The sequence below is a fragment of the Leadbetterella byssophila DSM 17132 genome (assembly GCF_000166395.1).
Taxonomy (GTDB): Bacteria; Bacteroidota; Bacteroidia; order Cytophagales; family Spirosomataceae; genus Leadbetterella; species Leadbetterella byssophila.
In genome coordinates this window covers 222,890-237,303 of sequence record NC_014655.1, presented here as the reverse complement: position 1 = coordinate 237,303, position 14,414 = coordinate 222,890, and the positions used below count along the sequence as shown (strand labels likewise).

Genomic DNA, 14,414 nt, shown 5'->3' with positions numbered 1-14,414 from the left:
TCTCCGCTTTATTTTTTTATTGCACAAAGGAACATTCCTATAGCACAAAGGCCTAATCCCAAGGATTCTCTTCCCAGCTCCACATTGATGGTTTTCATACTGAGGTTCTCAAACATTAATCCTTCCCATTGAGGAGGAAATTGATTGATGGCCCAAAGCACATACAGTAAACCTAAGGCCAGATACAAAGTAGCGTCACCCTTACCTTTGGATCTATAAAAACATAGATAAGCAGGAAGAAGATAAGCTAAAATCCAAACTAGCGGATCTGGGTCGTTGTATTGCACTATGGCACATAGGACATATAGCAAGACAAGAAAATACATTAAATACTTCATAGAGCAGTTGCTAAGAATAGAAGACAAAACTGCTGAAAAAATCCTTACATTTGAACATCAAAACAAACAAAAAAATGAAACGTGTCATCCTAATCGTTCTCGATTCAGTAGGTATAGGTGAGTTACCTGACGCGCATTTGTATGGCGATACAGGTTCAAATACCTTGGGGCACATCGTAGAACGTTTCCCGGATATCAAAATTCCTCATCTCACTGCTTTAGGCTTAGGGAACATTGTACCTGAAAATGCTTTACCAAAAACAGACGCGCCACAGGCAGCCTATGGCCGAGCTAAAGAGAAATCAGCAGGAAAAGATACAACCACGGGACATTGGGAGATTTCCGGCTGTGTTCTGGACAAACCCTTCCCTACTTTTGAGCAGTTTCCTAAAGCCTTCATGGACGCCTTTGAAGCTGCTATTGGGACAAAAACCATAGGTAACTACTCCGCTTCCGGAACGGCAATTATTAACGAACTAGGTGACGAGCACGTACGTACCGGTTTTCCTATAGTTTATACTTCTGCAGACAGCGTATTCCAAGTAGCCATGCATGAAGAAATCATCCCTGTAGAAAGACAATACGAGATCTGTGCCATCGCCAGAGAAATGTTGAGCGGAGAATTAGAAGTAGGCCGAGTAATTGCCAGACCATTCCTGGGAACTTCCGGTCAGTATTATAGAACGAAGAACAGAAAAGACTATGCTACCTTACCTCCGCATACCGTTTTAGATGCCATTTCCACAGAAGGTAAAGGAGTGTATGCTATAGGTAAGATTGTAGACATCTTTGCGGGCAAGGGGATTAGTAGATATCAAAAGACAAAGAACAACCAGGAAGGTGTAGAAAAAACCCTAGAAGCTCTTCAATCTGCATCTGAAGCATTCATCTTCACTAATCTGGTGGACTTTGACATGGAATACGGCCACCGTAGAGATGTGCAAGGATATGCAAAAGCCTTAGAGGAATTTGATGCTGCCTTACCCGCCTTGATGGGTGCCATGAAAGAGGAAGACTTATTGATTATCACAGCAGATCATGGAAATGATCCTACAGCTCCGGGAACAGATCATACCAGAGAACATATCCCTATTTTAGTAGTAGGTAAAGACGTGAAGAAGGGAAACCACTTGGGAACCCTAGAATGCTTTGCAGATATAGCTGCCACGGTAGCGGAGTATTTAGAAGTTCCTTATTCTACATCAGGAATAAGTTTTTTACCTAAGGTGCTATAACAAAAAACCGGCAAAAGGATAAACCCTTTGCCGGTCAATTGGTTTCTTAATTAGTGGGGGTTAGAATTTGAAAGTAATACCTGCTTTTAAAGGTGAAGCATTGTGACCTACCTCAGCAAATACGCCCATACCTGGGTTGAAGTAGTAACGCGCGCCGGCAAAAACACCGAAAAATACACCACTACCGTAGCTATCAGAATAGATTCCACCGAAACCATCTGGAGACTTATAACTAGAAACGCGATATCCAAGAGAAGGACCTGCGTATAAATCTAGATTATCCATTGTAAGGAAGTGCTTACCAAAATGGTACGATCCTCTGGCAGCTATAGTAAGGAAGTTATACTTCCACTTATAACCTGTCCATCCATAGTTCCAAGTTACGAAGTCTGCCTGACCACCTACACTGATAAAGTCGTGTATACCCACCTCAAATGAACCACCTACACCGACACCGCCGCCGCCGTAAGTACCACCAAGGTTAATCCCGGCATTCAAAAGTTTGTCTCCTTTCTCAAATTGCGCAGAAACTGTGGATACACTAAAAGTTAAAAGTGCAAAAAGTAGTGACGAAATAATTTTTTTCATAGATATAAGATTTATTTGTACGCAAATCAACTAAGTTTTCGCTGAACTACCAAGAACAATCAACTACTATTTATTAAAAGGAAGCGAAACAGATTTTATTGGTTCCAAGACTTTAATAGAATTTCACCTATTTATCCTGTGCATTTTTCGCTTTTTTTCCTTGTCAGTGCCAAAAGAATTGACAATATTACCGTTTATTTTAAATTTATATGAGTTCTGAACATATAAGGAATGAGGGCATACCCTATTCCACTGAATACTTTGACCACATAAACATCAACAGGTCAGCAGTAGAACGAAGAGCGTCCAGTCTACCTGCCAGAAGAACAGTCAAAAAAGAGTACCAGGCAGCTTGGTTATTAAAAGCTGTCAACTGTATAGACCTTACTACGCTTTCCGGTGATGATACGGCCGGTAATGTTTATAGATTGTGCCAAAAGGCCTTGCAGCCCGTTCGTCAAGATATACTTCAGGCATTGGGCTTTGAAGACCTAACCGTAGGTGCGGTTTGCGTTTATCATAACATGATTTCAGACGCTAAAAAAGCCTTAGGATCATCCTCCTTACCCATTGCAGCCGTGTCCACAGGCTTCCCGGCAGGTAAGATTCCGTTGGAACAAAAACTACAGGAAATCAAAGCGTCAGTAGCTGCAGGCGCCACGGAAATTGACATCGTGATTAGCCGAGAATTAGTTCTGAACAATAAATGGGAAGAATTATATGAGGAAGTCAAAGCCTGTAGAGAAGCCTGCGGTGAAGCTCACATGAAGACCATTCTGGCCACCGGAGAGATTCCTACTTTGACGAAAGTGGCTAAAGCCTCCTGGGTAAGTATGATGGCCGGCTCTGATTTCATAAAGACCAGTACCGGGAAAGAAGCCGTTAATGCTACTCTACCAGTAAGCTTAGTTATGGTGAGAGCCATCAGAGAATTTTACGAACTGACCGGTGTAAAGGTAGGTTATAAACCTGCTGGCGGAATTCAGAAAGCCAAGCAAGCCTTAGACTTCCTAATACTAATCAAAGAAGAACTGGGAGTAGAATGGCTGAATAATCAGCTCTTCCGCTTCGGAGCTAGTAGTCTTCTTGGAGACATCGAGAGACAATTAGAACATTATGTAACAGGCAGTTACTCTGCATCTTATCGCCATGCTATGGCATAATAGAATATGAACGTTAAAGATATCTTTCTTACTATGGAATATGGCCCTGCTCCTGAGAGCGACAAAAATGCACAGGAGTTCCTGGATCAGCATGACCGTCGTTTCGGACTATTCATCAATGGAGAATGGACAGAAGGAGAAAACCATTTCCCTTCTCTGAATCCGGCTACAGGTGAGACCTTAGCTCAGATCTCTGAAGCAAGTACGGCACAAGTAGAAGCGGCAGTCGCAGCAGCAAAGTCCGCATATCCCTCCTGGTCCCAATTAAGTGGACATGAAAGAGCCAAGTATCTCTATGCCTTGGCTAGACAAATACAAAAACATTCCCGCCTTTTCGCAGTATTGGAAACCTTAGATAATGGCAAACCTATTCGCGAAACCAGGGATATTGATATTCCTTTAGTGGCCAGACATTTCTATCACCACGCGGGCTGGGCGCAGGTCATGGAACAAGAGTTTCCTAACTTTGAATCCATAGGGGTGATAGGGCAAATCGTACCCTGGAACTTCCCTCTTCTTATGCTTTCATGGAAGATTGCTCCTGCATTAGCTATGGGGAATACCTTGGTTCTAAAACCCGCGGAGCAAACCTCATTAACCGCCTTACTTTTTGCTGAGATATGTCAAGAAATAGGATTACCTAAAGGGGTAGTTAACATCATTACAGGACACGGAAGTGTAGGTGAAGCCTTGACCCTTCATCCGGATGTTCAAAAAATAGCTTTTACTGGATCTACGGAAGTAGGCAAAAAGATCAGAAGGAATACCGCCGGCAGTAGTAAAAAACTATCCTTGGAACTGGGAGGTAAATCACCGTTCATCGTGTTTGAAGATGCGGATTTAGATTCTACAGTAGAAGGCATAGTAGATGCCATCTGGTTTAATCAGGGGCAGGTTTGCTGTGCCGGTTCCCGACTATTAGTTCAGGAATCCATAGCGGAGAAGTTCTACGCCAAGATCAAGAACAGGATCCAAAAGTTGGTTCTAGGCTCTCCTCTAGACAAAGGCATAGACATGGGAGCCTTGGTGAGCGAGGAGCAATGGAATACCGTAAATGGCTTTGTGGAAAGAGCAAAGGCAGAAGGCCTGGAGTATTGGCAAGTGGAAAACTGCCCTACTAAAGGCTGTTACTTTCCTCCTACCCTATTCCCTTATGTATCTCCAGCTTCTGAGATTGCACAGGAGGAGATCTTTGGGCCAGTACTCGTAGGTATGACCTTTAGATCGCATCAGGAAGCTATCAAATTAGCGAATAACACCCGCTACGGACTGGCTGCCAGTCTTTGGACAGAGAACATCAACCTTGCATTAGATGTAGCTCCACAGATCAAAGCTGGAACGGTGTGGATCAATACCACCAATGTCTTTGATGCGGCTTCAGGATTTGGAGGATACAGAGAATCCGGTTTCGGAAGAGAAGGAGGAAAAGAAGGATTGTATGAATACATCAAACCTAAATCTATCAAGTCTAGCACCGGATTTACTATCCATAATAAAGAAGTGAATCTTCGTTCTTACATAGACAGAACTCCTAAGATGTACATAGGAGGGAAACAGGCTCGCCCTGATTCAGGATATAGTATTAAGGTGAGCAATCCCGCCGGCCAAACCGTAGGAGAAGTAGGAGAAGGCACCCGAAAAGATATCAGAAACGCAGTAGAAGCCGCACATGCTCAGTCGGGATGGGCCGGCATGACAGGCCACGCCAGAGCGCAGGTACTTTATTTCATCGCTGAAAATCTAAGTGCAAGAGCGGAGGAGTTTGAGCAAAGACTAGTAGAAGCTTCAGGCTATTCCGGAAAAGACGCCAAACTGGAAGTCGAGAAAAGCCTAGAAAGGATATTCACTTATGCAGCTTATGCGGATAAGTTTGACGGACGAGTACACTCCACTACAAGCAGACACGTTACTATAGCCATGCATGAGCCCGTAGGTATTCTAGGAGTAGTGTGTCCAAAAGAATACCCATTATTAGGTATGATTAGCCTGGTACTGCCTGCCATAGCCATGGGCAACAGAGTAATAGTGCTCCCTTCTGAAACCTCTCCTCTGTCTACTACAGATTTCTATCAGATTCTGGACACCTCTGATGTACCCGGCGGTACCGTTAATATAATTACAGGAGACCATAAGTCCTTAACTACAGAACTAGCCAAACACTTTGATGTAGACGGTATCTGGTATTTCTCTGATAAACAGAATGCAGAAACCTTGGAGAAATTAGCGGCAGACTCCATGAAGAGAACCTGGATAGAGTCAGAGTACGATTGGCTACAAAATCCTTTACAAAAAGTATTCTTAAGAAAAGCCACCGAAGTGAAGAACATCTGGATTCCTTACGGGGCATAAAATAACTACAACATGAGAAGTATACACTTAGAAGCGGAAGTTGGAGAAATAGCGGAAACCGTTTTATTGCCAGGAGATCCTTTACGAGCAAAATTCGTGGCAGAAAACTATTTGACAGAGGTCAAATGCTATAATAAAGTGAGAAACATGTTCGGATTTACCGGACTGTACAAAGGGGAACGCGTTTCCATCCAAGGTACAGGTATGGGAATGGGTAGTGCCGGAATATATATTCACGAACTGATCAATACCTATCAATGCAAGAACTTGATCAGAGTTGGCACTTGCGGATCTATCCAGGAGAATTTGGACCTAGGACAAGTCCTGCTGGTGACTGCTGCCTGCGGAGATTCAGATGCCAACTCCATATTATTCCAAAACCAGCACTTCGCACCTACCGCCAGCTTCGAACTCCTACTTAAAGCCCATGAATCTGCGAAAGAACAAAACATCAAGGTTCATCCCGGTTTAGTATTCAGTACTAACACCTTCTATGACCTGGTTCCTAACAGATGGGATGTTTGGAAAGCTCACGGCGTATTAGGTATAGACATGGAAACTGAAATCCTCTATACCATGGCCGCCAGATTTGGGGTCAATGCGCTTTCCCTATTGACGGTGAGTGATAATATTTTAACCGGACAGGCTTCCAGCCAGGAAGAGAGGGAAAAAACCTATAACGAAATGATGGAAATAGCATTAAGTTTAATCTAGGCAGGATTTTATCCTGCCTCTTCTATAATTTTCTTAGGCTCAGAGTCCTTTCCATAGACTATCTTTTAGCAGATTTGCGTTAATTTTACACAATTTAACGTATAATAAGCATTCTTTTTAACTAAAACTGCTCATATTTTAACCAAACACGGGTCAATATTTTGAAAGTATGTTAAAATACGCTAAATTTAGTAAAGATTTGATCCTCAGTAGTTAACTATAGAAGAACATGAAACCTTTACAGTTTACCATCCCGGTTACACCTGATAAATCAGTTCTTGTCCAAGAAGATAGAATACCTCATTTCTATCCTTATCTTCATAGACATAAAGAGGCTCAACTGATCTGGGTAAGAAAAGGGAGCGGAACATTAATAGTAGATAATAACTTCCATGATTTTACAGATGGAGATATCTTCTTGATTGCTCCTCAACAGTCGCACGTTTTCAGATCAAACTCCGGAGAACCCGAAGAAGGTATTCATACCCTTTCTGTCTTTTATGATCCGGACGGATCTCTCAATGCCCTTTTGAATCTTCCTGAACTCAGACCCTTCCATGGCTTCATAAAGGAATACAGAGGTGGATTTAAAGTCCCTCACGAACATGTAGCCCATATCTCGAAGAGGATGCTTAAGATCCAAAAGGCAACGCACACGGATCAGATCATTCATTTCTTACATCTCCTACGTGCCTTTTGTAAGATGGAACCAAAGCCTGTGCAATTGGCCCCGTTGAACAACGAGATCATTTCAGAGGGAGAAGGTTTGAGAATGGGCAAAATCTACAATTACGTTCTCAAGAATTACAAAAACCCACTCACGCTTGATGATGTGGCAGCAGCAGCCCACCTGACCCCTCAAGCGTTCTGCAGATATTTCAAAAAACACACTGGTGTAACCTTTGTGACCTTCTTAAACGAACTTCGCGTGACAGAAGCTTGCAAGAATCTAACCAGTGGTAAATTTGATAACATCTCAAGTGTAGCCTACAGTTGCGGTTTCAATAGCATAGCTAACTTCAACCGCGTATTTAAAAACGTAGCGGGAACTTCGCCTAAAGATTACCTAACCAAATACCTTAAAAACGTATCATGAAAAGACTCTTCGTGATCATGCTGGCACTATCCTACTGGACAGTGCAGGGGCAAACTATGGCCCATTATTACCAAAAAGCAGCCGAATACCCTAACCTAATAAAGGACAAGGTCTTCTACTCTCCTCAAAACATCACTTGGAACGAAGACTTGTTCTGGTATGTGCAACAAACCCCTAATGGTAAAGAATACCTAAGAGTAGACACCAAACAAAAGAGCAAAAGAACCCTCTTTGATCACCAGTTTTTAGCACACATGCTGAGCAAAGCCACGGGACAAAAGGTAAAAGCAGATTCTCTACCGCTCTCTAACCTCCAAATCATCAAAAATCCGGATTTCATCTCCTTTGAAGCCTTCGGGAAGAAATGGGAATATACCAACGATACAGGTCACTTGACGGACAAAGGACAGATACCGTCCAGAGGCCCTCAAAGCTATTGGAACAATAGGTACGACGACAGCCAGGGAGCACCCGTCTACTCTCCTGATAGCCAATACGTAGCATTGATCAGAAATAACAATGTGTACGTACACCCTAACGGACAGCCTCAACAATTGCAACAACTTTCCTTTGATGGTGCACCTGGAGAATACTATTCCGCCTTTTTGGTTTGGTCACCGGATGCTAAAAAGCTGGCTGCCACCAAAGTGAGAAAGGTAGAAAACCGCACATTGTACTTCATAGAGTCTTCACCTGCAACTCAACTTCAACCCATATTGCATACCCGTAACTATCCTAAGCCAGGAGATGCACTGCCTCAGCACCAGCCTGTACTTTTTAACATAGAAACGGGTAAATCTTACTCCGTGCCTTATGATCTAGTACTTAATCAATACAGCCTTTCACGACCAAAATGGACGAAAGACAGCAAAGCCTTCACCTTTGAATACAATCAAAGAGGTCACCAAAAATACCAAGTCTTTGAACTTCATGCAGAGACCGGCCTGACCCGTGCACTGATCACTGAAGAAAGCCCTACTTTCATTGATTATAGTGGTAAGAAATACCGTTACGACCTAGAGAATGAAATCATCTGGGCTTCCGAAAGAGACGGATGGAACCACCTTTATCTGTATGACAGGGCCAGCGGACAAGTCAAAAACCAGATCACCAAAGGTGAATGGGTGGTACGACGTGTAGTGCATGTCAATGAAAAGGAAAGGTATATCATCTTCGAAGGCAGTGGCAAAGATACAGACCCTTATCTTATCCACTATTATAAGGTAAATCTTGATGGCTCTGGACTAGTAGATCTTACTCCTGAATCTGCTAACCACAAAGCCTTTTTTAATAAGGATCACAGCCTGCTTGTAGATACTTACTCGAGAATAGATCTTCCTCAGATCACGGTTTTGCGCGAAACTGCCACAGGTAAGGTCATCATGGAGCTAGAGAAAGCAGACATTTCAGAATTGAAAAAAGCAGGATGGAGACCATCAGAAGTGTTTACAGCAAAAGGAAGAGATGGGAAAACCGATATCTGGGGCATTATCACCTTCCCTACGCATTACGATCCGAAAAAAAAATACCCTATAATAGAAAACATTTATGCCGGCCCTCATAGTTCCTTTGTACCGAAGAGCTTCAGTTCAAATCCCTCATGGATGGGGGAATTAGCGGAACTGGGTTTTATAGTGGTCCAAATAGACGGCATGGGAACTTCAAACAGATCCAAGGCCTTTCATGATGTAGCTTGGAAGAACTTGAAAGATGCGGGTTTCCCGGATCGTATAGCCTGGATAAAGGCGGCAGCGAAGAAATACCCGGCCATGGACATTTCCAGGGTAGGCATATATGGTACCTCAGCAGGAGGCCAAAACGCAGCCGGAGCCTTGATCTTCCATCCAGAATTCTATAAGGTAGCGGTATCCTCTTGCGGTTGCCACGATAACCGTATGGACAAGATCTGGTGGAACGAGCAGTGGATGGGCTATCCTATTGGCCCGCATTACGAAGAGTGTTCTAATGTGGTGAACGCGCATAAGTTGGAAGGCAAACTGCTCCTGATGGTAGGAGAAGTAGACGACAACGTTGATCCAGCATCCACCTACCAGTTGGTTGACGCCCTGATCAAGGCCAACAAAGATCACGACTTTGTACTTCTGCCCGGGCAGGGACACACGGCGGGAGGTAAATATGGGGAGCAGAAGCGCCGGGACTTTTTTGTTAGGCATCTACTTGGGCAAACCCCTCCTACCTGGAAGTAATAACTAGATGGTAAATACAGATCCCCCAAAGCTAATTGGGGGATTTTTTTTAAGGCCAAACTGCTGTTAAAAAAAACTTCCTCTATTAAAAAATATTCACCTCCACCCTTAAAATCCTACTCATTTCCCTTTCAAATCTTCCCAACAATCCAGCACCTCACATGATTAAAACTTGGGATTAGTCTATGAATTTTTACTTCAAAAACGGGATATAAACAAAAGGCAATTCCAATAAACATCTAGGTAAAACACCTCTACCATTATCCATACAACACTCGCTAAGAGGTATTTACAATACTGACCTCTCCCCTTAAAACTGGAGCAGTTAAAAATTGAGAATTCGTTTATGAATTACTAATTTTAAACGGGAGGAATATCCATGAAAAAAATCAAAGTTTACCGAAGCGCAGATCGCCTTTGCCATCAAGCAGGCCGAGACCGGTACACGCGTCGAGGAAGTGTGCCGCAAAATGGGAGCCACTTTCTACAACTGGAAGAAATGTGGTGGCTTAGGGGTAGCTGAACTGCGGCGTCTCCGGCAGCTTAAAGAGGAGAATGCTCAATTAAAAAAGTTGGTTGCGGATCTGAGCCTGGATAAGCAGATGCTGCAAGACGTTTTTTATGAAAAAACGTTAGAAAAAGCTAAAACAACTTATATAGAGTAGTTTATGAGGGCGACAATCGGTACAGGTAACGATTTGGTAATGGTGCTTACTGCATTCATTTTTACTAGATTGCCTTGTAAATCAAGAGCAAATATAAAAAAAATACGTCAAGGTTATTTGGGTTATATCATTTTTCATCCTGCTCTTCCATTTTTTTGATCAAACTATATTTCAATGTGTCAAGAAATTTGGTTTGATTAATTTTCCTATTCCTTATCTCTAAATATGTATGATACAAATCTCCGAGTTCTATATTTAGCATCTTTTCAAATGATTTGGCTATCCATTTAATCTCAATGTTTCCATTATTGAAAACGGATCGAGAATGTAACGCATAAATTAACTCAATTAATGCCGCTTTGCTTTCTGTCCAATCTAAATTTAGTTGTTCCACTACACTGTCTTTCAGTGATGATTGTTTTAGACGTAGTATTTGATCTGTCAAATAGACCTGAATTAAGTCATTTGCAATTATTCTCGAAATTTTGTAGTCATGAGTTGTTGAAAATGATTGATCAATTTCAAAAAAATGGTCAAAAAAGATAAAGTCAGCTTTATGGCTTTCCCGAAGGAAATATTCTTTATCATAAAATGTATCATTCATTTTGTAATATTTATAAAATTCCCAATTATCGATAGAAAAATGTTTAATCCTTTTTAATTCCTTTTGAAGACTTTTTTTGAAACATTTATTTGTGAGCTTATCCTTTTTTGCTTCAAAATGGAGAATTGTGTTATAATATATAAACTTGGATACTAAAGACGGTTTTACATTTTTAAAGAAGTTGATCTCTTCTATTTCTGAACGGAATCCATGATTAATTACGAATTGCTTGAGTTCAATCAGAGACTGAGTAATTATTTCAATTGATAAAACAGATACATTAACTGCATTCTCATTCTGTGTGTGAATTGCCAGTAATTTATTTTCAGTATCGGCTAATATTTTTTTTAGTGAATTTTTCAAGGCTTACTAGAAATAAGATATCGAATACGATCTCAAATCGCTATAGTTATTCGTGTTCTCATAGAAGATAACTATTGATCATCTAGCGAAGCTACCTTGTTTTATTCTACGACAAGATGCATTAATCAATTCAAAAACTGCAAAAATAAAACATGAACTCATTTTGATGAAGTGATAGTTGCATCTGTTTCGAGATATGAGATAAATGAGCATCTATCCCTAGTGTTTGATTTTTGCATCAAAGCATTTGATTTTCGCAACACTCTCGATATCGATGTCCGTAATTTTGTAAAAAACAAGTTGTTATGGAATTAAACAATGTTAAGGCTGTTGTTACAGGTGGAACAAGCGGTATTGGATATGAAGCCGCAAAGGTTTTAAACGAGCTGGGAGCTGAAGTAGTGATTTGTGGCACAAACGAGTTTAAAGTAGATAAAGCGTCTAAAGAGCTTGGCGTGTATGGTCTCAAAGCTAACGTAATGATAGAGGAAGAGGTAGTAGCCTTATTTGATTATGCCAAAGAGACGATGGGAACGGTAAATGTATTAATCAACAATGCGGGAATAGGAAAATTTGCTTCGCTCGTAGAAACTACAGTAGAAGATTTTCAGAAAGTTTGGGAAGTAAATGTTCGAGGGCTTTTTCTGTCTGGAAGAGAAGCTGCAAAGCATTTTATGGAGAAACGGTATGGAAACATAATCAATATTGGCTCTACAGCTTCACTTCGCGGATATGCAAATGGGTCTTCTTATGTAGCAAGCAAATTTGCGGTATCCGGCCTAACAGAATGCTGGCGAGCTGAGTTAAGACCATACAATGTAAGGGTCATGCAGATTAATCCAAGTGAGGTAATCACTGATTTTCTAATTAAAGAAGGCCGGGAAATAACAAATGAAGCCAATAAGCTCAAACCGAAAGAGATTGCGCATTTAATTGTGAATATGTTAAGCATGAGTGACATAGGATTTATTCCTGATGCATCTGTATGGGCTACTAACCCCTGGTAACTTAAAAGATAAGATTTATGGAAAGAGTAACACAAGCACAGCAGTTTTTTGATGATAAATTAATCTGGATGCCCGACCACCTGCAAAGAGAGATCGGTCAGTTTAATGTTTTCCCTATATACAGCACGCCAACTAATAAGATCAATTGTCAGCCTTACAACAGAAAAGGATTTTATAAGATTAGCTTGTTGAAGGGGCGTACAAAATTTTCTTATGCAGATAAAGGCTTAGAATTTAAGGATAGTGCGCTTCTATTTTCAAATCCCAACATCCCGTATTCCTGGGAACTGCTGGATGAGGAGCAAACGGGATATTTCTGTGTATTTACAGAAGGTTTTTTCAATCATTTCGGCAATATCAACGATTATCCTGTATTTAAGCCCGGAAACATTCCTTTGTTTGAACTAAATGAAGAACAAGAAGAGCAGATCGGTATTATCTTCAAAAAGATGATTGCAGAGATTGAATCAGATTATTTTTACAAATATGACGCCATACGTGCATTGGTTTTTGAGCTTATTCATCTTGCGCTAAAATTAACCCCTATCAAAAGTAATCCTGTTGACGATTCAAATGCGTCTTTGCGAATAACTTCATTATTCACAGAGTTATTGGAACGTCAGTTTCCAATAGAATCACCAAGGCAACAGATTAAGTTAAGGCATCCCATTGAGTTTGCCGACAATCTTTCTGTACACGTCAACCATTTGAACCGCTCATTAAAAAAAGTGACAGGAAAGACTACATCGCAATTTATTTCTGAAAGAATAATGCAGGAAGCCAGAAGTTTACTTCAACATACCGACTGGAATATTTCTGAAATTTCCTGGTGTCTGGGATTTGAAGAACTACCTCACTTTATTAATTTTTTCAAAAAGGCGGAGACTTCCACACCCAAACATTATCGTAATAGCCATTTGTAGACATCAAGGTACAAAAACGATGCTTTGCTCCAGTAACAAGAAAAGTAACTGTATGTAGAGACATACGGTCGATATACATTTTAAAATTTTAATACTATGTTAGAAAAATCAATAGCGATGAAAGCGTGGCAATTACATGCTTTCGGTTTAGAGAACCTGACACTTGATGAGGTAGCAGTTCCAACACCGGGACCTAATGATATCTTAATTAAAGTAGGCGCGGTTTCTCTTAATTTTAGAGATAAGGCAATCGTAGATGGCATTTATGAACCGGAAATGATTCCTAAACCACTAATCCCTGTATCAGATGCAGCAGGAACCGTGGTAGAAATTGGGGCAAATGTAACCCGTTTCAAGGTTGGAGATAGAGTCACCTCTCACTTATATTCAAAGTGGATTGACGGACAACCCGCACCTAATGAACCCGATTTCTGCTTTGGTGCCCCCCTGCCGGGTGGATTGGCTCAGTATATGCTTATCCACGAAGAATCTGCGGTCAATGTTCCATCATACCTGACAGATGAGGAGGCGTCTACACTTCCTATTGCGGCATTGACTGCATGGTTTTCACTCGTAACATATGGTAATCTGAAGGCCGGAGAAACAGTACTGATACAAGGTACTGGAGGCGTATCAATTTTCGGGATACAAATAGCCAATGCTTTGGGCGCAAAGGTAATTGTGACTACCAGCAGTGATCAAAAAGGAATTAAAGCACGTGAACTTGGAGCACAGGAAATTATCAATTATGTAAAAACAGCAGATTGGGCGGCTGAGGTTACCAAACTGACCAATGGACAGGGGGCTGACCATTTACTCGAAGTTGTAGGCGGTGAAGGTCTCAATCATTCTGTTCTGGCCACAAGAGTTGGCGGCCATATCTCACTTATCGGTTTCCTGACCGGACAGAAGACCAACCTTGATCTGATGCCTGTGATATTCCGACAAACCAATATTCAAGGTATTGCTGTTGGGCACAGAGCGGCGTTTGAAGAAATGAATAAAGCCTTTGCACAGCATCACATTAAACCCGTGATAGACACTATATATAACTTTGAGGATGCAGTTAAAGCTTATGAACACCTTGATCGTGGTGCGTTCGGGAAAATAGTAATCAGGGTTTCATAAATTGATCAAAGTAAGATTTTGGCTGCCAAATAGG

At 41.3% G+C, this 14,414-nt stretch carries 12 protein-coding genes and 1 pseudogene; 10 read left to right on the top strand and 3 right to left on the bottom strand.

Going from position 1 to position 14,414, the window contains the following annotated elements; genetic code table 11:
* Positions 1 to 8: 8 nt before the first annotated feature.
* Positions 9 to 338, bottom strand: coding sequence for a transmembrane 220 family protein (locus LBYS_RS01085; protein WP_013407070.1), 330 nt, complete (start codon positions 336 to 338; stop codon positions 9 to 11).
* Positions 339 to 412: 74 nt separating this feature from the next.
* Here LBYS_RS01085 and LBYS_RS01080 point away from each other — a divergent pair, with 74 nt between their 5' ends.
* Positions 413 to 1,573, top strand: coding sequence for a phosphopentomutase (locus LBYS_RS01080; protein ID WP_013407069.1), 1,161 nt, complete (start codon positions 413 to 415; stop codon positions 1,571 to 1,573).
* Between the two features lie 60 nt (positions 1,574 to 1,633).
* On the opposite strand, the gene LBYS_RS01075 is transcribed toward LBYS_RS01080, so the two are convergent.
* The gene (locus LBYS_RS01075; protein ID WP_013407068.1) at positions 1,634 to 2,161 is read right to left on the bottom strand and encodes a hypothetical protein; all 528 of its coding nucleotides are present in this window, start codon (positions 2,159 to 2,161) and stop codon (positions 1,634 to 1,636) included.
* Between the two features lie 209 nt (positions 2,162 to 2,370).
* Between LBYS_RS01075 and deoC the strand changes: the two genes are divergently transcribed.
* The 6 genes and pseudogenes from deoC to LBYS_RS01045 form a co-directional block, all read left to right on the top strand.
* On the top strand, positions 2,371 to 3,324 hold the full coding sequence (gene deoC, locus LBYS_RS01070) for a deoxyribose-phosphate aldolase (protein ID WP_013407067.1): 954 nt from the start codon (positions 2,371 to 2,373) through the stop codon (positions 3,322 to 3,324).
* A gap of 6 nt (positions 3,325 to 3,330) precedes the next feature.
* Complete coding sequence (locus tag LBYS_RS01065) at positions 3,331 to 5,673, top strand: aldehyde dehydrogenase family protein (protein WP_013407066.1); 2,343 nt, start codon at positions 3,331 to 3,333, stop codon at positions 5,671 to 5,673.
* Between the two features lie 12 nt (positions 5,674 to 5,685).
* Entirely contained in the window at positions 5,686 to 6,387 is a 702-nt protein-coding gene (gene deoD, locus LBYS_RS01060; RefSeq protein ID WP_013407065.1) for a purine-nucleoside phosphorylase, read from the top strand.
* A gap of 229 nt (positions 6,388 to 6,616) precedes the next feature.
* The gene (locus tag LBYS_RS01055; RefSeq protein ID WP_013407064.1) at positions 6,617 to 7,483 is read left to right on the top strand and encodes a helix-turn-helix domain-containing protein; all 867 of its coding nucleotides are present in this window, start codon (positions 6,617 to 6,619) and stop codon (positions 7,481 to 7,483) included.
* Positions 7,480 to 9,690, top strand: a complete 2,211-nt coding sequence (locus LBYS_RS01050) for a S9 family peptidase (RefSeq protein ID WP_013407063.1) — start codon at positions 7,480 to 7,482, stop codon at positions 9,688 to 9,690. Before LBYS_RS01055 ends, LBYS_RS01050 begins: the two co-directional genes overlap by 4 nt.
* Positions 9,691 to 10,073: 383 nt before the next feature.
* A pseudogene (locus LBYS_RS01045) lies at positions 10,074 to 10,337 on the top strand (transposase); the annotation flags it as partial.
* 145 nt (positions 10,338 to 10,482) lie between these two features.
* On the opposite strand, the gene LBYS_RS01040 reads toward LBYS_RS01045, so the two are convergent.
* The gene (locus tag LBYS_RS01040) at positions 10,483 to 11,322 is read right to left on the bottom strand and encodes an RteC domain-containing protein (RefSeq protein WP_013407062.1); all 840 of its coding nucleotides are present in this window, start codon (positions 11,320 to 11,322) and stop codon (positions 10,483 to 10,485) included.
* A gap of 305 nt (positions 11,323 to 11,627) precedes the next feature.
* On the opposite strand from LBYS_RS01040, the gene LBYS_RS01035 reads away from it, so the two are divergent.
* The 3 genes from LBYS_RS01035 (at position 11,628) to LBYS_RS01025 (ending at position 14,380) form a co-directional block, all read left to right on the top strand.
* Positions 11,628 to 12,329 carry an SDR family oxidoreductase gene (locus LBYS_RS01035; protein WP_013407061.1) on the top strand — a complete coding sequence of 234 codons (702 nt, stop codon included), beginning with the start codon at positions 11,628 to 11,630 and terminating at the stop codon, positions 12,327 to 12,329.
* A gap of 17 nt (positions 12,330 to 12,346) precedes the next feature.
* Entirely contained in the window at positions 12,347 to 13,252 is a 906-nt protein-coding gene (locus LBYS_RS01030; protein ID WP_013407060.1) for a helix-turn-helix domain-containing protein, read from the top strand.
* A gap of 96 nt (positions 13,253 to 13,348) precedes the next feature.
* Positions 13,349 to 14,380, top strand: a complete 1,032-nt coding sequence (locus LBYS_RS01025) for a zinc-dependent alcohol dehydrogenase family protein (RefSeq protein WP_013407059.1) — start codon at positions 13,349 to 13,351, stop codon at positions 14,378 to 14,380.
* Positions 14,381 to 14,414 lie beyond the last annotated feature (34 nt).